Annotated in this window: 27 protein-coding genes and 1 pseudogene; 18 read left to right on the forward strand and 10 right to left on the reverse strand. The window is 70.6% G+C overall.

The annotated features are described in order from the left end of the window. Window positions 1–5: 5 nt before the first annotated feature. The 6 genes from LPC08_RS20840 to LPC08_RS20865 form a co-directional block, all read right to left on the reverse strand. The gene (locus LPC08_RS20840) at window positions 6–722 is read right to left on the reverse strand and encodes an ABC transporter ATP-binding protein (protein WP_230450152.1); all 717 of its coding nucleotides are present in this window, start codon (window positions 720–722) and stop codon (window positions 6–8) included. Next, window positions 710–2485, reverse strand: a complete 1776-nt coding sequence (locus LPC08_RS20845) for a branched-chain amino acid ABC transporter ATP-binding protein/permease (RefSeq protein WP_230450153.1) — start codon at window positions 2483–2485, stop codon at window positions 710–712. The genes LPC08_RS20840 and LPC08_RS20845 overlap by 13 nt, the downstream gene beginning before the upstream one ends. Next, window positions 2482–3441 carry a branched-chain amino acid ABC transporter permease gene (locus tag LPC08_RS20850; protein WP_230450154.1) on the reverse strand — a complete coding sequence of 320 codons (960 nt, stop codon included), beginning with the start codon at window positions 3439–3441 and terminating at the stop codon, window positions 2482–2484. The genes LPC08_RS20845 and LPC08_RS20850 overlap by 4 nt, the downstream gene beginning before the upstream one ends. A 147-nt stretch (window positions 3442–3588) precedes the next feature. Beyond that, window positions 3589–4809 (reverse strand): CaiB/BaiF CoA transferase family protein, encoded by a 1221-nt coding sequence (locus LPC08_RS20855; protein ID WP_230450155.1) that lies wholly within the window; start codon window positions 4807–4809, stop codon window positions 3589–3591. A 14-nt stretch (window positions 4810–4823) separates the two neighbouring features. Then, on the reverse strand, window positions 4824–6002 hold the full coding sequence (locus LPC08_RS20860) for a CoA transferase (RefSeq protein ID WP_230450156.1): 1179 nt from the start codon (window positions 6000–6002) through the stop codon (window positions 4824–4826). A gap of 39 nt (window positions 6003–6041) precedes the next feature. After that, window positions 6042–7016: an alpha/beta fold hydrolase gene (locus LPC08_RS20865; RefSeq protein WP_230450157.1), complete on the reverse strand. Its 975-nt coding sequence runs from the start codon at window positions 7014–7016 to the stop codon at window positions 6042–6044. 298 nt (window positions 7017–7314) lie between these two features. On the opposite strand from LPC08_RS20865, the gene LPC08_RS20870 reads away from it, so the two are divergent. Then, on the forward strand, window positions 7315–7812 hold the full coding sequence (locus tag LPC08_RS20870; protein WP_230450158.1) for a DNA cytosine methyltransferase: 498 nt from the start codon (window positions 7315–7317) through the stop codon (window positions 7810–7812). A gap of 200 nt (window positions 7813–8012) precedes the next feature. Here the strand turns inward: LPC08_RS20870 and LPC08_RS20875 are convergent, their stop codons facing one another. Both LPC08_RS20875 and LPC08_RS20880 read right to left on the reverse strand, forming a co-directional pair. Then, window positions 8013–9485, reverse strand: a complete 1473-nt coding sequence (locus tag LPC08_RS20875) for an arylsulfatase B (protein ID WP_230450159.1) — start codon at window positions 9483–9485, stop codon at window positions 8013–8015. 4 nt (window positions 9486–9489) lie between these two features. Continuing rightward, the gene (locus tag LPC08_RS20880) at window positions 9490–10422 is read right to left on the reverse strand and encodes a formylglycine-generating enzyme family protein (RefSeq protein ID WP_230450160.1); all 933 of its coding nucleotides are present in this window, start codon (window positions 10420–10422) and stop codon (window positions 9490–9492) included. A gap of 56 nt (window positions 10423–10478) precedes the next feature. On the opposite strand from LPC08_RS20880, the gene LPC08_RS20885 reads away from it, so the two are divergent. Beyond that, window positions 10479–11510 carry an AraC family transcriptional regulator gene (locus LPC08_RS20885; protein ID WP_230450161.1) on the forward strand — a complete coding sequence of 344 codons (1032 nt, stop codon included), beginning with the start codon at window positions 10479–10481 and terminating at the stop codon, window positions 11508–11510. Window positions 11511–11610: 100 nt separating this feature from the next. Here LPC08_RS20885 and LPC08_RS20890 read toward each other — a convergent pair whose 3' ends face one another. Then, window positions 11611–12456 (reverse strand): porin family protein, encoded by an 846-nt coding sequence (locus LPC08_RS20890; RefSeq protein ID WP_230450162.1) that lies wholly within the window; start codon window positions 12454–12456, stop codon window positions 11611–11613. Between the two features lie 17 nt (window positions 12457–12473). After that, entirely contained in the window at window positions 12474–13061 is a 588-nt protein-coding gene (locus LPC08_RS20895) for a hypothetical protein (protein ID WP_230450163.1), read from the reverse strand. Between the two features lie 97 nt (window positions 13062–13158). Between LPC08_RS20895 and LPC08_RS20900 the strand changes: the two are divergent. The 16 genes and pseudogenes from LPC08_RS20900 (at window position 13159) to LPC08_RS20975 (ending at window position 26259) form a co-directional block, all read left to right on the forward strand. After that, window positions 13159–13878: pseudogene (locus tag LPC08_RS20900) on the forward strand (CoA transferase). Between the two features lie 202 nt (window positions 13879–14080). Beyond that, entirely contained in the window at window positions 14081–15061 is a 981-nt protein-coding gene (locus tag LPC08_RS20905; protein WP_230450164.1) for a 2-hydroxyacid dehydrogenase, read from the forward strand. Between the two features lie 21 nt (window positions 15062–15082). Then, window positions 15083–15859 carry an SDR family oxidoreductase gene (locus LPC08_RS20910; RefSeq protein ID WP_230450165.1) on the forward strand — a complete coding sequence of 259 codons (777 nt, stop codon included), beginning with the start codon at window positions 15083–15085 and terminating at the stop codon, window positions 15857–15859. A gap of 112 nt (window positions 15860–15971) precedes the next feature. Further along, window positions 15972–16829, forward strand: a complete 858-nt coding sequence (locus LPC08_RS20915) for an ABC transporter permease (protein WP_230450166.1) — start codon at window positions 15972–15974, stop codon at window positions 16827–16829. After that, entirely contained in the window at window positions 16829–17641 is an 813-nt protein-coding gene (locus LPC08_RS20920; protein WP_230450167.1) for an ABC transporter permease, read from the forward strand. The genes LPC08_RS20915 and LPC08_RS20920 overlap by 1 nt, the downstream gene beginning before the upstream one ends. A gap of 1 nt (window position 17642) precedes the next feature. Continuing rightward, window positions 17643–18455 (forward strand): ABC transporter ATP-binding protein, encoded by an 813-nt coding sequence (locus tag LPC08_RS20925; protein WP_230450168.1) that lies wholly within the window; start codon window positions 17643–17645, stop codon window positions 18453–18455. 37 nt (window positions 18456–18492) lie between these two features. Beyond that, a complete protein-coding gene (locus tag LPC08_RS20930; protein ID WP_230450169.1) occupies window positions 18493–19716 on the forward strand; it encodes an ABC transporter substrate-binding protein in 1224 nt (407 codons plus the stop codon). Window positions 19717–19740: 24 nt separating this feature from the next. Continuing rightward, a complete protein-coding gene (locus tag LPC08_RS20935; RefSeq protein WP_230450170.1) occupies window positions 19741–20655 on the forward strand; it encodes an NAD(P)-dependent oxidoreductase in 915 nt (304 codons plus the stop codon). Between the two features lie 22 nt (window positions 20656–20677). Beyond that, window positions 20678–21835 carry a UxaA family hydrolase gene (locus LPC08_RS20940; protein WP_230450171.1) on the forward strand — a complete coding sequence of 386 codons (1158 nt, stop codon included), beginning with the start codon at window positions 20678–20680 and terminating at the stop codon, window positions 21833–21835. Next, window positions 21835–22122: a UxaA family hydrolase gene (locus LPC08_RS20945; protein ID WP_230450172.1), complete on the forward strand. Its 288-nt coding sequence runs from the start codon at window positions 21835–21837 to the stop codon at window positions 22120–22122. Before LPC08_RS20940 ends, LPC08_RS20945 begins: the two co-directional genes overlap by 1 nt. Next, complete coding sequence (locus LPC08_RS20950) at window positions 22119–22847, forward strand: FadR/GntR family transcriptional regulator (RefSeq protein WP_230450173.1); 729 nt, start codon at window positions 22119–22121, stop codon at window positions 22845–22847. Before LPC08_RS20945 ends, LPC08_RS20950 begins: the two co-directional genes overlap by 4 nt. Before the next feature lie 14 nt (window positions 22848–22861). Beyond that, the gene (locus tag LPC08_RS20955) at window positions 22862–23182 is read left to right on the forward strand and encodes a DUF1330 domain-containing protein (protein WP_230450174.1); all 321 of its coding nucleotides are present in this window, start codon (window positions 22862–22864) and stop codon (window positions 23180–23182) included. After that, complete coding sequence (locus LPC08_RS20960; RefSeq protein ID WP_230450175.1) at window positions 23179–23508, forward strand: EthD family reductase; 330 nt, start codon at window positions 23179–23181, stop codon at window positions 23506–23508. The genes LPC08_RS20955 and LPC08_RS20960 overlap by 4 nt, the downstream gene beginning before the upstream one ends. Beyond that, entirely contained in the window at window positions 23505–24278 is a 774-nt protein-coding gene (locus tag LPC08_RS20965) for a glucose 1-dehydrogenase (protein ID WP_230450176.1), read from the forward strand. The genes LPC08_RS20960 and LPC08_RS20965 overlap by 4 nt, the downstream gene beginning before the upstream one ends. Then, window positions 24275–25141: an SMP-30/gluconolactonase/LRE family protein gene (locus LPC08_RS20970; RefSeq protein ID WP_230450177.1), complete on the forward strand. Its 867-nt coding sequence runs from the start codon at window positions 24275–24277 to the stop codon at window positions 25139–25141. The genes LPC08_RS20965 and LPC08_RS20970 overlap by 4 nt, the downstream gene beginning before the upstream one ends. Further along, window positions 25138–26259, forward strand: coding sequence for a mandelate racemase/muconate lactonizing enzyme family protein (locus LPC08_RS20975; protein ID WP_230450178.1), 1122 nt, complete (start codon window positions 25138–25140; stop codon window positions 26257–26259). The genes LPC08_RS20970 and LPC08_RS20975 overlap by 4 nt, the downstream gene beginning before the upstream one ends. Window positions 26260–26284: the final 25 nt, after the last annotated feature.

The raw sequence follows: 26284 nt of genomic DNA on the forward strand, positions 1-26284 counted from the left end.
GTCCGTCACGCGTCGCCGAGGCCGAGATAGGACCGGCGGACCCGGTCATCCCCGGCCAGGGTCTCGTAGGGGCCATCCAGCACGATGCGGCCCGTCTCCAGCACGTAGCCGCGGTCGCAGAGCTCCAGCGCCTCGGCCACGCGCTGCTCGACAAGCAGGATGGTCAGGCCGTCCTCGCGATGGATCTGCGAGACGCGGTCGAAGATCATGTCGGCGATGGCGGGGGCCAGCCCCATGGAAGGCTCGTCCAGCATCAGCAGCTTCGGCGCGCAGGCCAGGCCGCGGCCGATGGCCAGCATCTGCTGCTCGCCGCCCGACAGCGTGCCGGCGAGCTGGCCGGCGCGCTCCGACAGGATCGGGAACAGGCTGTGGATGCGCTCCAGCGTCCGCGCCCAGGACTCCCGCCCCGCCAGCGGATAGGCGCCCATCTCCAGGTTCTCGCGCACCGTCATGGCCTTGAAGACTTGGCGGCCCTCGGGGACATGGGCGATGCCGAGATGCGCGCGCCGCGCCGCCGGCATGGCCAGGAGGTCCTCGCCCTGGAAGCGGATCGCGCCCGCCACCGGCGGGACGATGCCGCTGATGGTCTTGAACAGCGTGGACTTCCCCGCGCCGTTCGGGCCGACCACCGTGACGAACTGCCCCGCCTCCACCACGAGCGACACGTCCGTGAGCGCGCGCAGCCCGCCATAGGCGACGGAGAGCCCCGTTACGTCGAGCATTTGGCCAGCCACTTGCGGCCGAGATAGGCCTCGATCACCGTCCTGTCCTCCACCACCTTGCGCGGCATGCCCTGCGACAGCACGCGGCCATGGTCGATCACCAGCAGCTCGTCGGCGACGCGCAGCATGGCGTGCATCGTGTGCTCGATGATGATCGTGGTCATGCCCTCGTCCCGCAGGCCGTGGAGCACGTCCAGCACCGCATCGCACTCCTCGCGGCCCAGGCCCGCCAGCGTCTCGTCGAGCAACAGCAGCCGCGGCCGCCCGGCCAGCGCGCGCGCCAGCTCCATCAGCCGCAGATCCTTGTTGGTCAGCCCGCCGGCCGGCACCGCGGCAAGATGGGACAGCCCCGTGCGCGCCATCGCGTCGCGCGCCGCCGCCACAGCCTCCTCGTCCGTCAGGCCGGCGCCGTAGGCACCGACCAGCACGTTGTCGAGGAGCGGCAGCCGCGGGAAGGACCGCACCACCTGGAAGGTGCGGCCGACGCCCATGCGGCAGATCTCGTGCAGCTTGCGCCCCACCATCTGCTGCCCGTCCAGCAACGCCTCTCCCCGATTGGCCGGCAACACGCCGTTGAGGACGTTGAACATGGTGGTCTTGCCGGCGCCGTTGGGCCCGATGATCCCAAGGATGCTGCCCTCCGCCACGGAGAAGCTGACATCCTCCACCGCCTTCAGGCCGCCGAACGACTTGGACAGCCCACGCACCTCCAGCAGCGTCCGGCCCCGGGGGCGCACGGCCTCCGGCAGGGCGCGTGGCGGGGGCATGGGGGCGGGAGGGGCGGCCACCGCGGCTTTCGCGCCCCGCCGGGTCCAGCGGTCCCGGATGGTCCAGTACAGCCCCTCCGGCGCCAGCAGCATGATCAGGATGATGGCGATGCCGTAGACCACGCCCTGGATGCCCGGGACGAGTTCCCCAAGCTCCGCATGCAGGGTCTCCGACAGCGGGATCAGGATGGCGGCCCCGATCAGCGGCCCCCAGTAGGTCCCGACGCCGCCGAACAGCACCACCACCAGGGCCTGGGCGGAGACCAGCATCCCGAACACCGCCTCCGGCGTCACCACGAGCAGCACGCAGGCGTAAAGCCCCCCCGCCGCCGAGGCGAGCGCGCCGCTGACCATCAGGGCGCGCATCTTCCACAGGCGCACGTTGATGCCCGCCGCCTCGGCCGCCAGCTCGTTCTGGCGGATCGCCATCAGCGAGAGGCCGAAGCGGGAGTTCTCCACCACCATGCTGACCGCCATCGCGATGGCGAGCAGACCCACGGCGATGGCGGTGTAGGAGCGGGGGTCGGAGAACTGCAGCCACGCGGCGGGCGCATCCCGCCGCATGGGCAGGGAGACCTCCTGGTAGCCGAGATACTGCAGCAGGTAGGAGATGAGCAGGGGATAGGCCAGCATGGCCAGCGCGAAGTAGTGGCCGCGCAGCCGGAAGGTCGGCAGCCCGATCAGCAGCGCGGCCAGCGCCCCGAGCAGCACGGCGACGGGGATGCTGATCCACGGCGTCACGTCGAGCAGGGCCGTCCCCAGCGCCACCGTGTAGGCGCCGAGGCCGAAGAACGCCGCATGGCCGAAGGAGGTCAGGCCGACATAGCCGGAGAAGACGTTCCAGCTGAGGCCGAGCACGGCCCAGATCGGCACGAGGGTGAGCATCAGCTGGTAGTAGCTGTTGGTCACCATGCCGCTGACGGCGAGGTAGGCGGCGAGCAGCAGGGCCAGGACCAGGCCGTGGCGCCGCAGCCGAGAGGAAGCGCCGGGCCTCATGCGCGTTCCGCCGATCGGCCGAAGAAGCCCTGTGGCCGGAGCATCAGGATCAGCAGGAAGACCACGAAGATCGCGGAGTTCTGCAGCTGCGGTGGGAGCGCCAGGGCGGAGAACTGCTGCACGAACCCGACCGTGAGCCCGCCCCAGAAGGCGCCGAGGATGCTGCCCATGCCGCCGAGCACGACGCCGGCATACATGATGATCACGAAGTCGAGCCCCACGAAGGGTGAATAGGACAGGAAGGTGGCGATCAGCCCGCCGGCGACCGCGGTGATGCCGCTGCCCAGGCCGAAGGCGATGCGGTGCGCGCGGTCCACGTCCACGCCCGCATAGGTCGCGGCCGTGGGGTTGTCGGCCGCCGCCCGCAGGGAGCGGCCGAGCCGCGTCCGCTCCAGCAGCACGTAGAGCGCGACCGCCACGGCGATCGCCACCAGGCTGGACACCAGCCTGGCCTGGTTCAGGAAGATGACCGCATCCGTGAACGGCACCTCCAGCACCCAGGCGGAGGAGGAGAGCGGCGTGCGCACCGTGCGCGGCGAGGAGCCGAACACGATCAGCCCGCCATTCTGCAGCACCAGCGACACCCCCAGCGTCACGATCAGCTGCCCGAAATGTCCCTCGTCGAGGCTGGCGGAGCTGCGCAGGCCCGAGACGCGGGAGATGAGGAAGCGGTGCAGCAGGACGCCGCCCGCGAAGACGATGGGCCCCGCCAGCACGGCGGCCAGCAATGGCCCGGCATAGGGCCCGAGGAAGGCCAGCAGCCCCCAGCCGGTGAAGAGGTAGTAGGCGGCGAACATCCCCAGCATCAGAAAGTCGCCCTGCGCGAAGTTCACCACCCGCATGATGCCGAAGATCAGCCCGAGCCCAACGCACATCAGCCCGTAGATGCAGCCGATCATCACGCCCGCCACCAGGGCGTTCAGGATGTTCTCGATGAGGATCTGGGCTTCGCTCAAGGGTCGTCTCCCTTGCGCGTGCCTCGCGGTGCGACCGTTCCGCCTTCCATGGCCTTCAACGTCCCCTCTTGCGCGCGCCATGCGTTGATCGCCGGCTGCGCCGTTGCGGTGCCGCCCGCCCCTCCAGGGGCGGGCGGATCGCCGCCTCTAGACCTCGATCGTGCCGGATGCCCGCAATGCGGCGAGCCGTGCCGCGTCGTAGCCCAGCAGGCCGCCGAGCACCTCGTCGGTGTGCTCCCCGATCAGCGGCGGCCGGCGCAGCTCCACGCGCTCGCCATCCATCCGGAAGGGCGGCGAGGTGTAGGTCGCCTCCTTCAGCTCCGGGTGGTCCAGGCGCTGCCAGTAGCGGCGATGCCGCAGCTGCGGGTCGTCCTCCATCAGGCTGCGCGGATCGGCGACCACCCCGGCCGGGATGCCAGCCGCCTGAAGCCGGGCCATGACCTCCGCGGCCTCGCGCCCTTCCGTCCATCGCGAGACGGCCGCCTCGACCTCGTCCACCCGGGCGAGGCGCCCCGCGGCGGTGGCCAGGCCCGGATCGGCCGCCAGGGCCTCCGTGCCGATGAGCGTCGCCAGCGCACCCCACTGCGCGTCGGTCAGCACCGTGATGGCGCACCAGCGATCCTCGCCGCGGCAGCGGAAGACGTTGTGCGGCGCGTGCCGGGCGGAGCGGTTGCCGACGCGCTCCGGCTCCTTCCCCGTGATCGCCTGCTCCAGCACGGCCGGCCCGAGGCAGTTGATGGTCGACTCCACCTGCGCGAGGTCGATCTTCATGCCGCGGCCCGTGCGCCGGCGGTGCCGCAGCGCCGCCAGCACCGCGAAGGCGGCGTGATAGGGATTGGCGGCGTGGTCCGGGAAATGCGTCCCCGGCCCCACCGGCGGTCCGCCCGCATAGCCCGTCAGCGACATCATCCCGGTCACCGCGCTGATCGTCATGCCGACGCCCAGCAGGTTCGACAGCGGCCCGTCCTCGCCATACATCGGCATGGACAGGTAGATGATGTCCGGGCGGACCTTGCGGACCTCCTCGTAGCTGAGGCCCAGGCGGTCCATCGCGCCCGGCCCGAAATTGTTGCTCACCACGTCGGCCTGGCGGATCAGGTCGAGCACGATGGCCTGGCCTTCCGGGGACTTCAGGTTCAGCGCCACGCTGCGCTTGCCGGTGTTGCGGGAGGCGAAGTATCCGCTGCGGTTCAGCCCGGCCACGCCGTCGCGGAACGGCCCGCCGAGCCGGACCGGATCGGCGCGCGTCGCGCTTTCGAACTTGATGACCTCCGCGCCGAAATCGGCGAAGATCTTCGTGGCGAAGGGGCCGGCCCCGGCCCAGGTCAGGTCGGCGAAGCGGATGCCCCGCAGGAAGCGAGCCTGCATGCCGTGTTCCTCCCTCAGCCCGCCGCCGAGCGCGACGAGGCGCCGCCCAGCATCTCCGCGGTGTGCTCGCCCGGCAGCGGCGCGGCGCGGTCGACCTGCCAGACCGGCTCGGACAGGCGGTAGGGCGCGCCGGGAAAGCGAAAGCTGCGGCCCGCCGCCGGATGCGGCAGTTCGCGGAAGTAGCGGCGGAACAGAAGCTGCGGATCGGCCGGCAGGTCCGCCACCCGGCTGACCGGGGCCATGATGAGGCGCCGCCGCAGCGCCTGCTCGCGCATCTGCGCCTTCGTCTTGTCGGCCGCGAAGGATTCGAACAGCGCCCGGAACTCGTCCCGCATGGCGCGCGTCGTGCGCTTGCGCCGGTCGGACCAGTCGGGCTCGCTCAGCCGGTCGGCGCCCGGATGCCCCTCCTCCCGCATCCAGTCCACCAGCGCCTTCCAGGAGGCGGGGATGGAGGGCGAGCTTGCCAGGAACACATGCCCGTCCCGGCAGGCGAGCACCTGCTCCGTGGCGTCGCGCGTTCCCTCGCCGCCCCGCACGGGAATGCGCTGCTCCAGGTCCCAGACCTGAAGGGCGTTCTGCAGCGAGTGCGCGATGCACTCCTGCGCCGAGACGTCGATGAGGTGGGGGCCCCCGTCGTTGTTCTCGACGTCGTAGAGCGCGAGAGCCAGGGCCGCGGCCGTGTACAGCGAGGCGACGAAGCTCGTCTGCTCTCCCGCGATGCGCAGCGGCGGCGCATCCGGCGTGCCCGACATCCAGGCGATCCCGCCCAGGGCCTGGGTCACGAGATCGGATCCCAGATATCCGGCATAGGGTCCGTCGAGCCCGAAATGCGAGACCACGGCGACGACCCGGCGCCCCGGCACGGAGAGCACCAGGGGCAGCAGCTCGGCTTCCGGTCCCTCGAGCACGACGATGCCCGCCCCGGCCACGAGGTCCGCCAGGACCGCCCGGCCGTCCTCCAGTTCCAGGTCGACGGCCACGCTCTTCTTGTTGGCATTGAGGAAGGAGAAGCGCACGTCGCCCCCCAGCCCCGGCAGTCCTGCCTCGCCGCGATCCGTCCGCCCTCCTGGCGGCTCGACGCGGATGACCTCCGCGCCGAGATCGGCGAAGAGCCGCGTGGCATAGGCGCTCAGCTCACGGGTCAGATCGATGATGCGCAAACCATCATAGGGACGCTGCGTAGCGTTCGGCACGGGGTTCCCCCTCTCGTTCGTTGTGGCGCCCAGGACGTTTCACGCCCTGGGCAGGACCGCTTCCAGGGTCGCGTGGAAGGCGGCGGGAGCCTCATAGGCAACCCAGTGACCGGCGCCGGGGATGATCCGCACCGACGCATCGGGCCGGGCCTGGCGCAGCGCCGCGATGCGGCCGGGCAGGTCGGGCGCGGCTGGCGCGTCACGTTCGCCCCAGATGGCCGCGACCGGTGCGGGCACCCGCGGCAGCACCCCGCTGAGTGAGGCGCTCGTGGCGAAGGGGACGCTCGCCACGCGCGCGCGGGAGCTGTTCCACTCCTGGATCTCCAAAGCCAGGTCGTCGACATGGACCGGATCGGCCAGCATCAGCCGCTCCAGATTGGCGCGGTGCGCGGCGCGGCGTTCCGCGCCGGTCTTGTCGCGCACACGCTCCAGGCGGATCGGTCCGCGCGGCACGCCCAGGGCTCCGGCACCAACCAGGACCAGCGATCGCACGGACGACGCAGCGGCGGCGGCCACGTGGCCGGCAATCAGTGCGCCGAATGAGAAGCCCACCAGATCGCATGCGGCCCCGGGCGGCAGCAGCTCCGTCAGCCCGGCGGCGACGATCCCGCCCAGGCTGTCAGGCCCGTAGGGCTCCGGGGGCATCGCGGACTCGCCAAGTCCCGGCAGGTCGGCAGCCAGCACGGTCCGGGACCGGGACAAGGCAGGAATGTTGCGGACCCAGTGCCGCCAGGAGCCGGCACCGCCATGCAGCAGCACGATCGGCGGCCCCTCGCCCCACAGGTGCCAGACCATCGTGCCGGCCCCGCAGGGGGTCTCCCGACGCCGGGACGCCATCTGGACCTGTTCCAGGGCCTCCGCCGCCGATGCGGCCTCCGCAGCCTGGTCCCGGAAGGAAGGCATCATCGCCAGCCGTGCCCCGCTTCCCGGATCGGGCGCAGGGGCCGGGATGACATACGGCAGCCCGCGGAAATGAAGGCTGGTTTCATGCGCCTGAGGTTCCTCCCCGGGCATTGTGCAAAATGCATTCTATATGTCAATCGCGAAGGACGCTGCCGCCCGGCTGGCCGCCCCTGCACGTCCAGGCGCGCGAAAAGAGAAGCAGGAGGCTGTGACCCGGCTACCAGCGGCCGGGCATCCTCCCGGCGCGGAGGTCCGAGGTTCGGTTGTCGGTCTCAGCAACCCAACCCTACCGAAAACCACCGCGGTGACCGCCCGCTCAGGAACGGCTAGCCGGCGTGCCCGGCACCTGCATGGACCTGTTCGACCGCGAGCAGTATCGCGACTTCCACGGCCAGGAGCCGCCGGCCGGGTGGCGCGAGGCCACCGTGGACGACGTGCGCGCGGCCTTCGGCCACGAGCGCCCGAACGTCCTGTTCACCTCGCCCCCCCCTGCAAGGGCTTCTCCGGCCTGCTCAGCGAGACCAAGAGCCGGACCCGGAAGTACCAGGCCCTGAACCGCCTGACGCTCCGCGGCATCTGGCTGGCGCTGGAGGCCTACCGGGACGATACGGTGGAGCTGATCCTGCTGGAGAATGTGCCCAGGATCGCCTCGCGCGGCCGACCGCTCCTGGACCAGATCGGCGGCCTGCTACGGGCCTACGGCTACGCCGTGGCCGAGACGACGCATGACTGCGGCGAGCTGGGCGGTCTGGCGCAGTCGCGCCGCCGCTTCCTGCTGGTGGCCCGCCACACCGCCAAGGTGAAGCCATTCCTCTACGAGCCGCCGAAGCGCTCGCTGCACGGCGTCGGCGACGTCCTCTCCCGCATGCCCCTGCCCGGCGGTCCGGTCGGGCGGGTGGCCGCCTGAGACCGCGCGATGGTTGCGCCGCTCCTGCCCCAGCCCTGCTGGGCCGGGTTTGCTCGGACAGCGGCCGGGGTGCATACGCCCGAAGCCGATCGGGCAAGTCTTGCGAAACGTGTCGTGTGATGTCCCTTGGCAACCCCTGCCTGCGCCGTCCCACCGCTTCGCCGGGGCCGGCCGCCTGCTTGACCGCCCCCCCGGCGTGTTCAGTCGTCTTGTGATCCGAGGCGGGAAAGCGCTTCGCTGGGCGTGGAGAGCGGTGCAGCGAGGGTCGCCTGCAGGGCCGCCGCGTAGAACAGGGGCGGCGCCATGGAACGCGCCAGCTCCACCACGCGCTGCTGCAGACGGGTCACGATTTCCGAATTCTGCGCGGAGACGTCGCTGGTTTCACCGGGGTCCCGATCAAGGTTGTACAGTTCGATCTTCGGGGGCAGCGCGGCCGACCAGTACAGCTTCCACGGCCCCTCGCGCACCGCGCCCTGCGTCGGCTCCACGTTGTAGACCACGTCGTTCCGCGCCATGCCGCCGAGGCTGGAGAGCTGCTGCCAGAGATTCTGCCCATCCATCGGCCTGGCCTTTTCCAGGCTCGCGCCGGCGAGATGCGCGAGGGTGGGCATCATGTCGACGACATGCATGACGCCATCCAGCTCGCCGGCGCGGACGCGGCCGGGCCAATTCGCCAAGGCGGCGACGCGTGTGCCGCCCTCGTAGAGCGTGCCCTTGCCATCGCGGAAGGGCACGTTGCTCGCCGGCAGCTCGCCCGAGAACGCGCCCTCTCCCACGAACATCTTGGAGCGGGTGCCGCCATTGTCGCTGTGGAACACGATCAGCGTGTTCTCGCGCATGCCCCGCCTCTCGAACGCATCGACAACCTTGCCGATCTGCTCGTCCATGGCCGTGATCATCGCCGCATACAGGCGCCGCGAAGGATCGGCGATACCGGAGTAGCGGTCGATGTAGCGCTGCGGCGCCTGGAAGGGCGTGTGCGGCGCGGTAAAGCACAGATAGAGGAAAAGCGGCGTCCGTGGGTCATGCGCACCGATGAGGCGGCTGGCCTCGGCGCCGAGGAGCTCCGTGTCGTAGCCATCCTCCCGCAGCAGCTCGTTGTCGCGGTACCAGTCGACCACGCCATGGGCCTCGTGCTTGAAGTGGTCGATCTCGCCCACCAGCGGACCGTAGAAATGGTCGAACCCCCGCTGCCGCGGCCAGAACTCCTGCCGGGCATGGCCGAGATGCCACTTGCCGACCAACGCGGTCCTGTAGCCCACCTCCTTGAGTGCCTGCGGCAGGAGGAACTCGTCCGTTGCCAGCCCGTAACTCGCGCCGGACGGGATGACCCCGGTCTGCAGCCCGTATCGCAGCGGATAGCGGCCCGTCATCAGCGCCGCGCGCGTCGGCGTGCACATGGGTTGGGCGTAGAATTGCCGCAGCCGTGCCCCGTCGCGCGCCAGCGCGTCGATGTTCGGGGTCTGGATGTCGGAGCCGTGGAAGCCGACATCGGCGTATCCGAGGTCATCAGCCAGGATGTAGAGGATGTGCGGTCGCGGCGCCGCCTGGGCGCGCGCCCGCGGCGACATGGCGGAAAGGCCGGCGATCGCCGCCATGAATCCGGCCGCGCCGGCCAGGATGTCACGCCGAACGGGCAGCGAAAGCTCGATCTGGTTCGCGGAGGAGCTCATTGCATCATGCCTTCTGTGGGCGCTGGACACAGCGGAAGCCGATATGTCCCGTGGTGCTGTCGATGGCCTGTCCCTGCCGCGCCGCGGGTCGGTAGCGCTGGCAGTAGTTGGGGGCGCAGAGATGCGAGCCGCCCTTCAAGACCTTGCGTGGGAATGCGAATTCGGGATCCAGGCTTTCCGCCGCCGTGCCACCCACGGGGTTGCGCGGTACGCAGCACTTGCCGGCTGCCGGCGTCGGATGTCGCTCCCGGTACCAGTCCGCGGTCCATTCCCAGACATTCCCGATCATGTCGTGCAGCCCGTAGCCGTTCGGCGGGAAAGCCGTGACCGGCGAGGTTCCGACAAAACCGTCCAACGCGGTGTTCTCGGTCGGGAAGTGCCCCTGCCAGGTGTTGGCGCGGTGCACGCCATCCGCCATCAGCTCCTCGCCCCAGGCATAGGTAGCGCCCTGCAGCCCCCCCCGTGCGGCGAATTCCCACTCGGCCTCGGTGGGCAGGGCCTTGCCGATCCAGGCCGCGTAAGCCTCCGCATCGGCATGCGCGACATGGACGACCGGGTGCTCCGGCAATTCCTGCCAGCAACTGCCCAGGCCGCGAGGGCGGCGCCAGTCCACGCCTGGCACGAAGCGCCACCAGCTGGACCAGTCCCTCGGCTCGCACGGCGCCGTCGGTGGGGTGAAGACCATCGAGCCGGACACCAGCGTCTCCGGCGGTGCCATCGGATAGTCTTGGGCGCGCGGCGCCCGCTCAGCCAGGGTCACGTGGCCCGTGGCCGCGACGAAGCGGGCGAAGTCGCGGTTGGTAACCGGATGGCGGTCGATCCAGAAACCGTCCACAACCACGTCACGTACCGGCCCTTCCTCGGGATAGTGCCGGTCGGAACCCATGGCGAAGCGTCCGCCCGGGAGCCAAACCACCGGTTGCGCATCGCTTCCCATCACAAGGCAGTTCCGCTAGAAAAACGGATCGTCCCTGGCCGGTGGAGGGCGATCGCTTGGCCGCATTTCCGGAGGCTCCCGCGCTGGAGGCCGAATTCAAAGATTTCAATGACCTGGCACAGGCGACCTCGGGTTGGAACCTTGTCTACACCCAAGCAGCGGGCGGCGCCTTCAGCGGCTCCATCCGGATGGCGGCGACTCCCGCCCTGCAGATCGTCGTGCAGAACTGGTCTGCGCCGCTCATGGTGGAGGGCGAACAGCCGCGCAACATGGCCTCCATCGCCATGACGCTGTCGGCCAGCGGCGGAGCACGCTGGAAGGGACTGGATCTCGATCCGCATGCCAGCGTCTTCGGTGGCAGCCAAGGGCACGAAGTGGAATTCCGAAGCCTCGGCGAGATGGAGATCATGGCCGTCTCGATGAGTCACACCCTGCTTGACCGGCATCTCGGGGCGCTCTTCGGCATCGACGGCATGACGCTCGGCAGCGAACTCCTGTGGCGTATTCCGCACGGCACTGCCGGGGTTCTTGAACGTGGCAGGGCGCTGGATCTGCTGCGCGCGGTGCTGGCCAATGGCGCCGCCAGCAGCGAGGCTGCACGCCACCATCTCGAGGAAGCCGCCATGCAGATCCTGCTGGGCGGCTTGCAGATCGAGCCGCAGCAGGGGCTGGTTTCGAACAGACAGCGCTCGCGCATCGTGCGCCTGGCGGAGGAGGTGCTGCGTGCCCGATTGAACGACCCCCCCTCGCTCAGCGAATTGTGCGGCTTGACGGCGGCGAGCGAGCGCGTGCTGCAGCTTGCCTTCCAGCACGTCCATGGGGTGTCGCCCAAGCGATACCTGCGCATCCTGCGGCTCAACGTCGCACGACGGAAGCTCCGGCGTTGCGAGGGAACCGTCACAGAGATCGCCGCCGACCTCGGCTTCTTCCATTTCGCGCGCTTCGCCATGGAGTATCGCGAGCTGTTCCACCAGCTTCCCTCGGAGACCCTGCGCCAGGCCCGGTTGGAGCACGGCGTGGCGCCACGCCTTTCCGACAGCCGGTGCGGCTCGCCTTCGCGGATGGCTGCCGCCCGATCGCCGGCATGACAGGGCCGACCTGGACGACGCCTGGCTGCCATCGGCATGCGCCGGGTCGGGCCTGCGAATGGCGACGGCGACACGCATCACCTGTCCCCGGGATTCCGCCTCAGAACCGGAAGGACACGGCCACGAGCGGGCCGCTGAGGCCCACATCGAGGTCCGTACCCCGCCTGCTATGCTCCAGCTGCATGTGGCGGTAGCCAGCACGCAGGCTGACCGAGTCGGAGACCTGATAGTTGATCGTGCCGAGCAGCTGCCAAGTCAGATCGGAGCCGGCACCGAAGCCACCGGCATCGCCGTACACCGAAGCGCTCCAGCTGGTGCCCAGCCGGCGCGTGTAGCGCAGCGCCAACACGGGATCGATCCAGCTCGCCGAGGGCTTCAGTGTTCGGGCGGCGAGTAGGCCCTCGTTGAGGCTGAGCCGCGTACTCACGGACCATGGGCGGAAGCCGGCACCAAGATCAAGCGCGTTGGTGCCGTCCTCCCATACCCGGTATGCCCCCAGCACCGTACCCATGGTCGTGCTGAAACGGCCCTTGCCGCCCGAGAAGAGCCGGTCTCGTGGCGTCGAGACGTCGCTCTCGACCGTCAGTGTCAGGACGTCCACGAGCAGGCCGAAGCGGCCGTAGCGCATCTCGGCCGAGCCCATGAAGGCGAAGCCGCTGATGTTGGAGAGCGTGTCGCCGAAGTTCGCCTCCACGCTGCGCTCGGGTACGCGGCTGAACGGCGTCGACACGGTGCCGCTGATCCCGGCGATCCAGAGGTACGGCGTCACGGTGAAGCTCAGGCCATTCTGCGGCGCCATGCCCGTCGGCGCCGTACCTGTCGTCGATACTGTCTCCTCGGCAACGGCCGCCGTGCCGATCAGCAGGGGCAGGGCGACCACGCAGGACGCAGCGACGAGGCAGATCCGTGTGGGCACGGTGGCGTTCTTTCGTTCGGTAGCGAGCATGGCGAACTCGGCGGGATTCAGCGTGCCGCCGGCTCGATGCTGACGGCGAGCTCCTCGACGTAGTGGATATCCACCTGATCACCCGGCCTCAGCGCCCGCACGAAGTTCCGCATCGGTTCCGCGCGCACCGCCACCGTGTGCAGATTGTTGCCTGGATCCAGGAAGCTGACCCTGTAGGTGGCACGATCGATGCTGACCACGGTGACGCGCACGCTCGTCGCCTCATAGGCACCGGCGGCCGGTCGCTCCCCGAGCGCGGCGCGATATTCCCCGGAGTCCACCGTGGGTGGCGGTGCTGAGCCCGGCGCGCCCATCTGCACCGCCACGGCTTGGTAGTAATCGACCGTCACGCGATCCCCGGGGCGGACCTGCGCCAAGTTCCGGACTTCGGGGCCCGCTTTCACGGTAAGCAGGCCACCGGTCAGGGAGCGCAGCAATACGGTGCGCGTAGCCATGTCGATCGTCTCCACAGTGGCGAGGAGCGTGACACGGTCTTCGACCACGGCCGGCTCGGCCGCCTGGGCGACCGACCGGGCCAAGCTGCCAAAGCCGGTGCCGAGCGCCAGGGCAGCGCAGGTGGCCAGCAGCAAACGTCGTGAGGTCAAGGCGGGCTCTCCGAGGGAAGCGTCACGGCTTGGCGCGAGACGGCGACTGTTTCCTACGGTCACCGAACCGGCGCTATCCGCTTTCCGAAACCTGCTGGTGCAGGCCGAGAGCGGGCTGGCCTCGATCACGGGCCACCCGGCCGGGCCCGGGCGCGTCGGCGTCTCCGTCTGCGACATCGCCTGCGGCATGTCCGCCCACGCGGCCGTGCTGGAGGCGCTGATCGCGCGCGCGACCACCGGCCTCGGCGCGCGGCTGGAGGTCAGCCTGTTCGACGGCATGGCCGACTGGATGAACGTGCCGCTGCTCTACGCCGAGGGCACCGGCCGGTCGCCGGAGCGGGTCGGCCTGGCCCATCCCTCCATCTGCCCCTATGGCGCCTTCCCGACGGCCGATGGCGGCCTGGTGCTGGTCTCCATCCAGAACGAGCGGGAGTGACAACGCTTCTGCGACGTCTTCCTGCGCGAGCCGGATCTGCCGGGGCGGGAAGGGTATGGCAGCAACACGGCGCGCGTGGCCCACCGCGCCGCGGTGGACGCGCGGGTGGCGGCCGCCTTTGCCGGCCTTGCCCGCGAGGCTGCAGCGGCGCGGCTGCGCGAGGCCGGCATCGCCTATGGCATGGTGAACCGGGTGGAGGAGCTCTCGCGCCACCCCGCCCTGCGCCGCGTGACGGTGGAGACGGAGGCGGGGCCTGCCTCGATCGTCGCGCCACCGGCCCTGCGCGACGGCCGCCAGCCGGAACTCGGCCCGGTGCCGGCGGTGGGTGAGCACTCGCTGGCCATCCGGCAGGAGTTCGCCGCCGCCGTGGCGGCGGAATAACCAAGGACGGAAGGGCCGCTCGCAGGCCATCGGTGGCGGGAGGCGGGCCGCCCCGTCTCTCCGCCGCCGTCCCTCGACCGCCGCCACGCTGTCAGGACGCAAGCGGCGGCGGCAGATGTAATTCATATTGACAAGACGGGCGTCGGTCCCCGTGATGCGGCCCAAAGCGTGCCCATGCGCCGCGAGGGGGGAGGAGTCGGACATGACGGACGGCAAGGCATGCCGCATTCTCCTGACGCGCGCCTTACCCGCCCCGGTGATGGACCTGTTCCACCGCGCCGCCACCTGTGCCGCCAATCCCGAGGACCGCGGCTGGGACCGGGACGAGATCCTGCGCCATGCGCATGCCCATGCTGCCGAGGCACTGGTCGTGATGGCGATGGACCGGATCGATGCCGGTCTGATCGAGGGCCTGCCCGCTTCGGTCCGCGTGATCGCGACCTACTCCGTCGGCCATGACCACATCGACCTGGAGGCGGCGCGGAGTCGCGGGCTCGCCGTGCTGTCCACCCCCGACGTGCTCAGCGACGCGGTGGCGGATCTGGGGATCCTGCTGCTCCTCGGCGCCGCCCGACGCGCCCGCGAGGGCATGCAGATGCTCTACGACGGCGCCTGGACCGGATGGTCCCCCACGCAGCTGATCGGACGGGACCTGTCCGGCGGCCGGCTCGGGATCGTCGGCATGGGCCGGATCGGGCGGGCGATCGCGCGCCGGGCCCGGAACGGCTTCGGGATGGCCGTGCACTATCACAATCGCTCCCGCCTCTCCCCCGAGGCCGAGGATGGCGCGGCCTTCCACCCCCGCCTCGACGACCTGCTGGCGGTCAGCGACTTCCTGATGCTGGCGGCGCCCGTCACGCCGGAGACGCGCGGCATGCTGGATGCCCGCGCCATCGGGCTGCTTCCCGCGGGGGCGGTCGTCGCCAACGTGTCGCGCGGCGACCTCGTGGACGACGAGGCGCTGATCGCGGCGCTGGCCGGCGGCCGGGTGATGGCGGCGGGCCTCGACGTGTTCCGCGGCGAGCCGGACATCCACCCGGGCTACCTCGCCCTGCCGAACGTCTTTCTCCAGCCGCATCAGGGCAGTTCCACCATCGAGACGCGGCTGCGGATGGGAGCCCTCCTGCTGGACAGCATCCTCCGCCTCCGCGCCGGCGAAGCCGTCGCGAACCGCCTGGCCTGAACCCTCAGGAGCCCGTCTGCCATGTTCCAGCACCTCGCGCCCGGCGCGCTGTTCTCCCTCGAAGGCCGCGTCGTGTTCATGACGGGCGGCGCCGGCGGCATCGCCGCCGGGCTGGCACAGGGCTTTGCCGCCGCCGGGGCCCGGCTGGTGCTGGTGGACCGCAACGAGGCGGTGGTGACACGGGCGGAGCAGCTCCGCTCCGCCGGTGCCGACGCCACCGCGCAGGTCTTCGACATCCTGGACGAGGCGGCGCTGGCCGATGCCATCGCGCGCACCAGGCGCGATCTCGGCCGCCTCGACGTCGTGGTGAACAACGCCGCCGTGATCGTGCGCAAGCACATGCTGGATCTCTCGCTGGAGGAGTGGCGGCGCGTCCTGGAGGTGGACGTGACCGCCGGCTTCAGCGTGGCGCAGCAGGCGGCGCGGGTGATGGTGGAGCAGGGGAGCGGCCGCATCATCCACCTCGGCTCCATCATGGGGCACGTGTCGCGCCCGCTGCTCGCCCCCTACGTCACGGCGAAGAACGCCATCCATGGCCTGACCCGCGCCATGGCGGCCGACCTGGCCGGCACCGGGGTCACGGTGAACGCGCTGGCACCAGGCTACACCGCAACGGAGTTCAGCCAGGCCAACATCCCGGAATTCCACGACTTCGTGCGCGACTGGACCCCGGCCCGGCGCTGGGGGCGCCCCGAGGATCTGTGCGGGGCGGCGCTGCTGCTGGCCTCGGAGGCCGGCGCCTACATCAACGGCCAGGTGATCTATGTCGATGGCGGATTCCTCGCCGTGACACGCTGACAACATGCAAATTATGTTGACAACTTATGGCCCTCAAGGTTAGTGATCGAAACAGACTTCCTGGGGAGGAAGCTGCAGGATGCAAAGCATCGCGGAAGCAGTGCCGGGCCGAATGGCCGGCACCGGAAAGGACGTGCCGGCCGTAGCGCCGGAGGCCCCGGTCGGCACCGTCCCGGTCCCGGGAGAGCCGTCGGCGGCGTGGCGTGACCTCCTCCGCCTGCCGGCCCTCACCTCCATCCTGTCCGTTGCCTGCTTCGTCCTGCTGTGGTGGGGGGTGGCCGCCTGGGTCGCCAGCCCGATCCAGCTTCCCACCCCGGCCGCCGTCTTCGCCGCCCTGGTCGAGCTGGTGCTGGACGGGGAGGTGTACGAGAACGTCTCGGTCAGCTTCCTGCGCCTGCTGCTCAGCATGGCGGTCGCCTCCGCCCTGGCCCTGCCGCTCGGCTTCGCCATGGGCCTCAGCGAACGGGTGAACGGCTACGTCGACCCCCTGGTGGAGATGCTCCGCCCGATCTCGGGCATCGCCTGGATCCCGCTCGGCCTGTTCATCTTCGGCGTCGGCGGCACGCTTCCCGTCTTCATCATGACCTACGTGGCCTTCTTCCCCATGCTGCTGAACACCGTGGCGGGGGTGCGCGGCACGGACCGCAAGCTCGTGGCCGCCGCGCGCACCATGGGGGTGAGCCAGGCGCGGATCATCCGCCTGGTCGTGCTGCCGGGCGCGTTGCCCACCATGATGGTCGGCGTGCGCATCGCCTTCGCCGGCGCCTGGGCCGCGATCATCGCCGCCGAGCTGATCGGCTCGCCGAGCGGGCTGGGCTTCGCCATCGAATGGTACCGGCAGCTGCTGATGAGCCCCAACGTCTTCGCCTACATCATCGTCGTCTCGATCGTGGGCTATGCCTGTGACCTCCTGATCCAGGGCCTGCGGCGCCGCCTGACGCCCTGGGCGACCGGGACGGAGCTGGCCTGATGAGCGCCTCCCTCCTCGATGCCGCGACGCCCCGCCCTGGCTCGCGCTGGACGCCCCTGATCCGCGGCGCGACGCTGCCGCTGCTCCTGCTGGCCGGCTGGCAGGCCTGGGCGATGACCCTGCCGGAGGAGACGCGGGCGCCGTCCCCGGCCCGCGTGGCCACGACCTTCCTGCAACTCGTCGGCAGCGGCGACCTGCCTTCCTCGCTGTCACAGAGCTTGGGCCGGGTGATCAGCGGCTTCGCCATCGCGCTGGTGCTGGGCATCGCGCTCGGCATCGCCATGGGCAGCAACCGCACGATCCGCGCGGCCCTGGAGCCGATCGTGGAAGGCTTCCGCCCGGTGGCGCCGATGGCGATGCTGCCCATCGCCATCATGTGGTTCGGCACCGGGACGCCGGCGTCGCTGTCGATCGTCAGCTACGCCGCCTTCTTCCCGCTCCTGCTCAACACCGTGCACGGCGTGGCCCAGGTGGACCGCAAGCTGCTGCAGGCGGCGCGCACCATGGGGGTGCCCCGGCACCGCATCCTGCTGAAGGTGGTGCTGCCGGCGGCCTTGCCGGGCATCCTGCTCGGCGCCCGCCTGGCGCTCGGCGTCGCCTGGACGGCCATCATCGCGGCGGAGCTCGCTGTGGGGTCCAAGTCCGGCGGCGGCAGCTCGGGCGGCATCGGCGCGATGATGTTCGTCTTCTACGCCTACAGCATCGACCTCAACGGCATCGTGGTCTGCATGGTGGTGATCGGCGTCGTGGCGCTGGCCATCGACCGGCTGTTCCGCGTGGCCGAGCGTCACCTCGTGCCCTGGAGGCAGTGACATGACCGGACCCAAGCTGCGCCTGCGCAACGTCACCAAGGCCTTCACCTCTCCCCGAACCCTCACGCGCACCCTGGCCGTGGCGGAGGTGAACCTGGACATCCAGGCAGGCGAGTTCATCTGCATCGTGGGCCCGTCCGGCTGCGGCAAGTCCACGGTGATGAACATGATCGCCGGGCTCGACATGCCCAGTTCCGGCAGCATCGAGATCGATGGCCGCCCCGTCACCGGGCCGGGTGCGGACCGTGGCGTGATGTTCCAGGACTATGCGCTTTTCCCCTGGCTCACGGTCGAGGACAACATCGGCTTCGGCCTGCGCAACGGCACGCCGGGCAACGGCATGAGCCGGGAGGCGGTGCAGGCGCGGATCCGCGAGCATGTGGAGCTGGTGCGCCTCTCGGGATCGGAAGCCAAGTTCCCGCACCAGCTCTCGGGCGGGATGCGGCAGCGCGTGGCGCTGGCGCGCCTCCTCGCCAACGGCCCGGAGGTCCTGCTGATGGACGAGCCCCTGGGCGCGCTGGACGCGCAGACGCGCCTGATCCTGCAGGCGGAGCTGCTGCGCATCTGGGGCGAGACGGCGCCGCGGGGCGAGCGCAGGACGGCGGTCTTCATCACGCACGACATCGAGGAGGCGGTGTTCCTCGCCGACCGCGTGGTGGTGATGAGCCGTCATCCGGGGCGGGTGCGGGCCGTCATCCCCGTGGACCTGCCGCGGCCACGCGGCGAGCATGCGCGTGCCAACCCGCGTTTCGGGCAGCTTTCGGAGGAGATCTGGAACCTGATCCGGACCGAGGCCTACGAGGCGATTGCCTGAACCGGAAACGACAACAAAAGACGATGGGAAGACGTTCATGAGGGATCTGACGATCGGGCGGCGGCTTCTGCTCGGAGGAGTCGGGGGCGCGGCGCTCGCCATGCCGTGGCTGGCCCGGGCGCAGGGCGGGCGGGAGGCGGCGAAGGTGTCCGTCGGGCGCATTCCCTGGGCCGCCTACAACTCGCCCATGACCCAGTACATGATCGAGAACAAGCTGTTCGAGCGGCGGGCGGCGGAGCTGGGCGTCGACCTGACCGTCGACTGGCGGGACTATCCGACGGCGCTGCCGATGGTGGAGGCCATCGTCGGCAACAACCTCGACATGGGGATGTGGGGCAACACGCCGATCATCCGCGCGATCTCGGCCAAGCTGCCGATCAGCCTGATGGTCGTCGGCGAGGGGCACCTGCGCCTGGTGCTGGCGACGCGCCGGGGTTCGCCGATCCGCACCATCCAGGACATCAAGGGCAAGACGGTCGGCGCGCTGCTGGGCGGCGACCCGTACAACGCCCTGACGCAGATGATGCGCTGGGAACTGGGCAGCGCCAATCCGCGGGACCACGGCATCCGGGTCGTCAACACGCCGACCCTTGCCCAGGCGGCCCAGGTGCCGAGCGGGATGGATGCGGCCATCACCGTCTACCCCGCCTTCCTTGCGGCGGAGAGCACGGGCACCGCCGGGATCATGAACTCCTTCGGCTACACGGAGGACTACTACAAGGGCCCGGAGGGCGAGGGCGGCGGGATCATGCTGCCTTCGGTGCGGCGCTCCCCCTTCTTCCCGGACGGCTACTACCTGCACCGCTCCTTCTGGCTGGTGAACAACGCCCTGCTGGACCGCAATCCCAAGGTGGCCCTCGCCTTCCTGATGGCGCAGCAGGATGCGGTGAACGCGCTCACGGCCATGGAGGCGGGGGCTGTCTCGCAGCTGGTGAAGGAGTTCTGGAAGCTGGACCCGACGCAGGGCGCCAAGGTGGTCAACGACGACGTGATCGCGCGGCGCGGCTGGATCTGGCCGACCGAGGCGGATGCGCGCGCGGTTCTGGAGACATCCAAGTATCTCGTCGACTCCAAGATGATCCCGGCGCCGCTGACCTGGAGCCAGGTCAAGGAATCGTTCCGGCGCACCGCCCCGATCGTGAAGGAGGCGTTCGACCGGCTCGGCGGCAAGCCGGCGGCGAGCGAGTTCACCCGCACGGATGTCGGCGACCTGCGCGGGCGGCCGGTCTGGGAGATCGACCAGTGGGCCGAGCAGAGCTGATCGGACAGGAACGGAGGGCGTGACATGAAGGTGGGATTCATCGGGGTCGGCGTGATGGGCGGGCCCATGGCATCGAACGTGCTGAAGGGCGGCCATGACCTGACCGTCTTCGACCTGGACGGCGACGCGGTGCGGCGGCTGGTGGAGGCGGGCGCGACGGGGGCGAGTTCGGCCCGCGAGGTCGGCGCGGCGAGCGAGGTGGTGGTCACGATGCTGCCGGAGCCGCGGCACGTGCGGGAGGCGCTGCTGGGACCGGACGGTGCGGCGCGGGGCATGCGGCCGGGCGGCGTGGTGATCGACATGAGCACGATCGACCCGGTGTCCTCCCGCGCCATCGCCGACGAGCTGGCGGCGCTTGGCATCGAGATGGTGGACAGCCCGGTGGGCAAGACCTCCGAGCATGCCGCCACCGGCACGCTGACTCTGATGGTCGGCGGCAAGCCGGAGGTGATCGAGCGGGTGAAGCCCGTGCTCGACTGCATGGGCAACGAGACCTACCTCTGCGGCGGCGTCGGTGCCGGGCATGCGATGAAGACGGTGAACAACCTGCTCGCCACCACGATCATGGCGGCGAACACGGAGGCGCTGGCGATCGGCGTCAAGTGCGGGCTGACGCTGGAGCTGATGATGGAGGTCATGAAGACCACCATGGCGAACAACGCCCAGCTCTACGTCGCCATGCCCAAGAAGGCCTTCAAGGGCGACGACTCACCGGGCTTCATGGTCAAGCTGGCCTGCAAGGACGTGCGCCAGGCGGTCGAGCTTGCGCGCAGCCAGGGCTTCGAGCCGCATGTCGGCGCCGCCTGCCAGCGCACGCTGGAGGAGGCGATGGAGAAGGGCTTCGCCAGCCGCGACACCGCGGCGCTGATGCGCATCCGCGAGGACCAGCTCGGCATCAAGGTGCGGCCGGCCGATCCGCAGCTGATGCGGGTGGCCTGAAGCCTTGCCCGGCAGCGGCGACATGGCGACCTTCCTCGGCTTCCGCCGGGCGGACGGGCAGGTGGGGGTCCGCAACCACCTGCTGGTCCTGTCCACGGGCGGGTTGACGGGCCGGACGGCGCGACGCGTTGCCGCCGCTCTGGCGGGCGCCGTGGTCGTCGTGCTGCCGCACAGCGCCGGGCTGGTCGGGCGGGACCTCCTCCTGCACCGCCGGGCCATCGCGGCGCTCGCGACGCATCCGAACGTGGGCGCCTGCGTGCTGGTGGGCGACAACCCGGTGGTGATGCGCCAGGCGCTGTCCGATATCGCGCCCAGCGGGCGGCCGCATGTGGGCCTCACGCTGGACGATTGCGGCCATGACGGGCTGGCGCTGACCGACCGCGCGCTGCGGGCGGGGGCGGGGCTCGCCCGGCTGATCTCGCGGGACCGGCGCACTGCCGAACCCGCCGCGGCCCTCGGCATCGGGCTGGAGTGCGGGCGCTCCGACCCGAGCTCCGGCCTGGTCGCGAACCCCCTGCTCGGGCTGCTGGCCGACTGGCTGGTGGATGCGGGCGGCTGGGCGGTGCTGGGCGAGACGCTGGAATGGCTGGGTGCGGAGCAGTTGCTGGCGGCCCGCGCCCGTACGGCGGACGCGGCGGCCGCGATCACCGGCGCCGTGCTGGAGCGGGAGCGCATCGCGGTGGCGGCGGGCCTCGACCTGCTCGGCAGCAATCCGGGGCCGACCAACATCGCCGCCGGCCTTTCCACCATCGAGGAGAAGTCCCTGGGCAACGTCGCCAAGAGCGGGTCGCGCCCGATCGAGGGCCTGCTCGGTTATGGCGATGCGCCGCCGCGGCGCGGCCTGTGGACCATGGACGCCTCCGCCTACGCACCGAAGTCGCTGACCGGCTTCGTGCTGTCCGGTGCCCAGGTGATGCTCTTCACCACGGGGGTCGGGAATCCCTACGCGAGCGCGCTCTCCCCGACGATCAAGCTCAGCGCCAATCCCGAGACCTGCGCCGCCCTGGGCGAGCAGCTCGACTACGACGCGAGCCCGGCCTTCATTGGCCGGGAGAGCCTGGCGGAAGCGGCGCTCTCCCTGCGCCGCCGCCTGCTCGACATCGCCTCGGGCGAGGCGACCTGGGGGGAGATCACGCGGGAGGGGGACGAGGTGCTCAGCCGCTTCGGGCAGGCCCTGTGATGGACACGGATGCCATCCGCCTTGAGGCGGCGGACAACGTCGCCACCGTGCTGCGGCCCGTGGCCGCGGGCGAGTCCATCCGCGTGGCCTGTGGCGCCGACGTGCGGCTCCTCCCGGCCATCGACGCGATCCCCATGTGCCACAAGATCAGCCTCCTGCCGATCGCGCAGGGGCAGGCGGTGGTCAAGTACGGGCAGGCCATCGGGTTGGCCTCGGCACCCGTGGAGGCGGGGCGGCACGTCCACGTGCACAACCTCCGCAGCGCGCGGGCGGGAGGGGCGTCGTGAAGGGCGGCGAGTTCCCGACGGCGGCGCGCGGCCGGCTGGCCGACCACGCCTACAACGTGCTGCTGCACAAGATCGTCACTGGCGAGTTCCGGGAAGGCGATCCGCTTCCTTCGGAGAAGGAGCTGTGCGCCCTGTTCGAGATCTCGCGCCCCGTCGTGCGCGAGGCGCTGCAGCGACTGCGGGAGCAGGGCGTGATCACCTCGCGACGCGGGGCCGGGTCCTTCGTGCAGAAGGCGCTGCCGGAGGAGGTGTCGTCCACCCAGGTGGTCCGCAAGCGTCAGGAGATGCTGGAGAACCTGGAGTTCCGCCACGCCATAGAGCCCCAGGCGGCGGCCCTCGCGGCCGAGCGCCGGCTCGACTCCGACCTTGCCGCGATCCAGGAGGCGATCGATCGCTACGCGCGTGCCGCCCTCGAGGGCAGCCCCGCGGCGCATCTGGACTTCCGCTTCCACCTGGCCGTCGCCACGGCCTCGCACAACCGCCGCTTCGTCGACGCGATCTGCTCCGTCGAGCAGGACATCTCGCACGGGGTCAACCTGTCGCGCTTCCTGTCGCATTTCGCGCATCTGGAGCGAAGCCGCAGCGTGCTAGCCGACCACACCCGCATCCTCGTCGCCATCCGGCAGAAGCGGCCGGAGGAAGCCCGCCGCGCGATGCGCGCCCATCTCGAGAATGCCCGCCTGCGCATGATCGACGCGCAGCCGGCGCTGGCCGATTCCGCATAGCAAAGGACGATGCCATGCCTGCCTATGTCATCAACGACATGGAAGTCACCAACCCCGAACTGCTGGAGGAGTACAAGAAGCTCTCGCCGGCGACCGTGGCCAAGTTCGGCGGCCGCTTCCTCGCGCGCGGCGGCCCGCACGGCGTCCTGGAGGGCGACTGGCAGCCCAAGCGGCTGGTGATCCTGGAGTTCCCGGACCGGGCGCAGGCGGAGGCCTGGGCCAACTCGGCGGAATACGCGCCGGCCAAGCAGGTCCGGCTGCGTGCGTCCCGCTCCAACATCGTCGTGGTCGAGGGCGCCGCGCCGCCCGCCACCCCCGCAGGGAACCCGACATGAGCCGGACCTACGTCAAGCGCCTTGGCATCCTGAAGCGGCGCGACGACATGACGCATGAGCAGTTCGTCGCCCACTGGATGGGGACGCACGCGACCCTGTGCAAGAAGCTGCCAGGCCTGCGGCGCTATTCCGTGAACCTGGTGGACCGGGAGCGCTTCGCGGCCTTCGGCTATGACGGCTTCTCCGAGCTGTGGTTCGATTCCGAGGAGGACCTGCACGCCGCCTTCGCCAGCGCGGAGGGCCGGACGCTCCTCGCCGACCTGCCCAACTTCACCTCCCGCATCGACCCGATCATCTCGGTCGAGACGCAGATGCTGTGGCCATGAGCGAGGTGGAGAGAGGCGGCACGCGGCTCGCCGACAAGGTCGCGATCGTCACCGGCGCGGGCGGGGGCTTCGGCGAGGGCATCGCCCGTCGCTTCGTGGCCGAGGGCGCCAGGGTCGCCGTGGTGGATCTGCGCGGGGAGGCCGCGGAGCGTGTGGCGGCCTCGCTGGGCGGGGCGGCGATCGCGCTCCAGGCGGATGTGGGCTCGCCCCAGGACGTGGCGCGGGTGGTGGCCGAAGCCCGGGAAAGGCTCGGCACGCCGGGGATCCTCGTCAACAACGCGGGCATCGCCCATCGCAACAAGCCGCTCCTGGAGGTGACGGAGGAGGAGTTCGACCGCATGTTCCGGGTGAACGTGAAGTCGATCTTCCTCTTCGTGAACGAGATCGCGCCCATCCTGCGCGACGCGGGCGGTGGCGTGATCCTCAACGTGGGTTCCACCGCCGGCATCCGGCCACGCCCCGGCCTCACCTGGTACAATGCCACCAAGGGGGCGGTGAACCTCGTCTCCAAGTCGCTGGCGGTCGAGCTGGCGCCCTGGAGGATCCGGGTCAACTGCATCTCGCCCGTGATGGGGGAGACGGGGCTGCTCGAAACCTTCATGGGCGTGCCGGACACGCCGGAGAACCGGGCAAAGTTCATCGGCACCATCCCCCTCGGCCGCATGTCGCGCCCGTCCGACATCGCCAATGCGGCGCTCTACCTTGCCTCCGACGAGGCGGAGTTCATCACCGGGGTCGACTTCCCCGTGGATGGGGGGCGGACGGTGTGACCTTCCGCCGGATCGGGTCGCAGCGGGACATCCTGGGCGAGAGCCCGGTCTGGGATGCGGAGGCCCAGTCGCTCTTCTGGGTCGATATCCGCCGCCCGGCGCTGCGCCGGCTCGATCGGGACGGCCAGGTCGAAACCCGCGTCATGCCCGACCTCGTGGGCTCCCTGGCGCTGGCGGGAAAGGGGCGCCTGCTCGTCGCCTTTGCGGGGGAGGTGGCGCTGTACGACTGGGCCGCCTCCCGCACGGAGACGGTGGCCGTGCTCCCCGACCGGCCGCCCGGTCACCGCTTCAACGACGGGCGCTGCGACCGGCAGGGCCGCTTCTGGGTCGGCACCATGCACAACGACACCCGCGCACCGGAGGGCACGCTGTTCCGCCTCGACGGCACGCGGCTCACTCCCGTGCGCGACGGCATCTGCATTCCGAACAGCCTGGCCTGGAGCCCGGACGGACGCACCATGTACTTCGCGGACTCGCTGCGGCGTGCCATCGAGGCACATCCCTTCGATCCGCGGACGGGGGTTCCGCAGCCGGGGCGCGACATCGCGCGAACCAGCCCGCCGGGCTTTCCGGACGGCTCGACGGTGGATGCGGAAGGCTTCCTGTGGAACGCCGAGTTCCATTCGGCCCGCCTGGTCCGCTACGCGCCGGACGGGCGCATCGACCGCGTTGTGCCCACGCCGGTCGACAGGCCGACGAGCTGCGGCTTCGGCGGGCCGGCGCTCCAGACCCTCTACGTTACCACCACCAGCCAGGCCATGAGCGAGACGGAGTTGCGCGAACATCCCCTGGCCGGCGCGCTGCTGGCCTTCGAGCCCGGCGTCCCCGGCCTGCCCGAACCCCTCTGGAAGCCCGCGGCATGATCCGCATCGCCCGGGTCGAGGCCTTCAGCTTCCGGGTCCCGATCGTGCAGCCGATCAAGGTCGCCTTCGGCACCTTCCGCGACCGGCCGGCCGTCTATGTGCGCGTCACGGACGAGGACGGGGCGCAGGGCTGGGGCGAAGCGTGGTGCAACTGGCCCGCCGTGGGCGCGGAGCACCGCGCCCGTCTCGTCGCCGATATCGGCGAGCGGATCGCAGGCTGTGCCTTCGCCACGCCCGCCGAGGTGTTCCACCGGCTGGAGGCGGAGCTGGACGTGCTGGTGCTGCAAACGGCGGAGGTGGGCCCGATCGCGCAGGCGCTGGCCGGCCTCGACATCGCCGTCTGGGACCTGTTCGCCCGGAAGCAAGGCGTGCCCCTCTACCGCCTGCTGCGCGACACCCCCGTGGCGGATGTCCCCGTCTATGCGACGGGCATCAACCCGGACGAACCGGAGCGCTTCGCCCTGGCCCGCCAGGCCGAGGGCCACAGGGCCTTCAAGCTGAAGATCGGCTTCGGCGAGGCGTTGGACCTGCGCAACGTCCACGCCCTGCGGGAGACGCTCGGCCCGGAGGCGGAGCTGATGGTGGATGCCAACCAGGCTCTCGACTTGCCGGCTGCGCTGCGGATGGCCGAAGCGCTTGCGCCCTTCGCCTTGCGCTGGCTGGAGGAGCCGCTGCGGGTGGATCGCTCCGCGGAGGAATGGGCGCAGCTCGCCCGGCTGTCTCCCGTGAGCCTGGCCGGGGGAGAGAACCTGCGCGGCACGGACCTTCTCGCAGCGGCGAAGGGCCATGTGCTGCGGGTGGTCCAGCCCGACATCACCAAGTGGGGCGGCATCACCGGCAACGCGCCGGTCGCCACGGAAGCGGTCGCGCGCGGCAAGTCCTTCTGCCCGCATGTCTTCGGCGGGGGTGTCGCGCTGCTGGCCGCGCTCCACCTCCTCGCCGCCGCGGGCGGGGACGGGACGCTGGAATTCGACTGCCATCCGAACGCCGCCCGGGATCTGGTGGTCGGCACGCTGCTGCCGGTGCGAGACGGACAGGTCCCGGTGCCGGCCGGCCCCGGCCTCGGCGCGGTGCCGGACCTGGATGCCCTGTCCCGCTACCGCACCTGGCCGGCATGACCGCCGTGCCGGGGATCGGCCTTCG

This window comes from Roseomonas sp. OT10 (assembly GCF_020991085.1).
In the GTDB taxonomy this organism is placed as follows: Bacteria; Pseudomonadota; Alphaproteobacteria; order Acetobacterales; family Acetobacteraceae; genus Roseomonas; species Roseomonas cutis.

What these genes read in the sequence shown, in the direction of transcription:
- LPC08_RS20875 (WP_230450159.1), bottom strand. Translation starts at nt 9,485, where the DNA reads ATGAGCTCCTCCGCGAACCAGATCGAGCTTTCGCTGCCCGTTCGGCGT.
- LPC08_RS20935 (WP_230450170.1), top strand. Translation starts at nt 19,741, where the DNA reads ATGAAGGTGGGATTCATCGGGGTCGGCGTGATGGGCGGGCCCATGGCA.
- LPC08_RS20965 (WP_230450176.1), top strand. Translation starts at nt 23,505, where the DNA reads ATGAGCGAGGTGGAGAGAGGCGGCACGCGGCTCGCCGACAAGGTCGCG.
- LPC08_RS20880 (WP_230450160.1), bottom strand. Translation starts at nt 10,422, where the DNA reads ATGGGAAGCGATGCGCAACCGGTGGTTTGGCTCCCGGGCGGACGCTTC.
- LPC08_RS20905 (WP_230450164.1), top strand. Translation starts at nt 14,081, where the DNA reads ATGACGGACGGCAAGGCATGCCGCATTCTCCTGACGCGCGCCTTACCC.
- LPC08_RS20920 (WP_230450167.1), top strand. Translation starts at nt 16,829, where the DNA reads ATGAGCGCCTCCCTCCTCGATGCCGCGACGCCCCGCCCTGGCTCGCGC.
- LPC08_RS20955 (WP_230450174.1), top strand. Translation starts at nt 22,862, where the DNA reads ATGCCTGCCTATGTCATCAACGACATGGAAGTCACCAACCCCGAACTG.
- LPC08_RS20925 (WP_230450168.1), top strand. Translation starts at nt 17,643, where the DNA reads ATGACCGGACCCAAGCTGCGCCTGCGCAACGTCACCAAGGCCTTCACC.
- LPC08_RS20960 (WP_230450175.1), top strand. Translation starts at nt 23,179, where the DNA reads ATGAGCCGGACCTACGTCAAGCGCCTTGGCATCCTGAAGCGGCGCGAC.
- LPC08_RS20865 (WP_230450157.1), bottom strand. Translation starts at nt 7,016, where the DNA reads ATGCCCGGGGAGGAACCTCAGGCGCATGAAACCAGCCTTCATTTCCGC.
- LPC08_RS20945 (WP_230450172.1), top strand. Translation starts at nt 21,835, where the DNA reads ATGGACACGGATGCCATCCGCCTTGAGGCGGCGGACAACGTCGCCACC.
- LPC08_RS20890 (WP_230450162.1), bottom strand. Translation starts at nt 12,456, where the DNA reads ATGCTCGCTACCGAACGAAAGAACGCCACCGTGCCCACACGGATCTGC.
- LPC08_RS20940 (WP_230450171.1), top strand. Translation starts at nt 20,678, where the DNA reads ATGGCGACCTTCCTCGGCTTCCGCCGGGCGGACGGGCAGGTGGGGGTC.
- LPC08_RS20910 (WP_230450165.1), top strand. Translation starts at nt 15,083, where the DNA reads ATGTTCCAGCACCTCGCGCCCGGCGCGCTGTTCTCCCTCGAAGGCCGC.
- LPC08_RS20915 (WP_230450166.1), top strand. Translation starts at nt 15,972, where the DNA reads ATGGCCGGCACCGGAAAGGACGTGCCGGCCGTAGCGCCGGAGGCCCCG.
- LPC08_RS20930 (WP_230450169.1), top strand. Translation starts at nt 18,493, where the DNA reads ATGAGGGATCTGACGATCGGGCGGCGGCTTCTGCTCGGAGGAGTCGGG.
- LPC08_RS20975 (WP_230450178.1), top strand. Translation starts at nt 25,138, where the DNA reads ATGATCCGCATCGCCCGGGTCGAGGCCTTCAGCTTCCGGGTCCCGATC.
- LPC08_RS20845 (WP_230450153.1), bottom strand. Translation starts at nt 2,485, where the DNA reads ATGAGGCCCGGCGCTTCCTCTCGGCTGCGGCGCCACGGCCTGGTCCTG.
- LPC08_RS20840 (WP_230450152.1), bottom strand. Translation starts at nt 722, where the DNA reads ATGCTCGACGTAACGGGGCTCTCCGTCGCCTATGGCGGGCTGCGCGCG.
- LPC08_RS20855 (WP_230450155.1), bottom strand. Translation starts at nt 4,809, where the DNA reads ATGCAGGCTCGCTTCCTGCGGGGCATCCGCTTCGCCGACCTGACCTGG.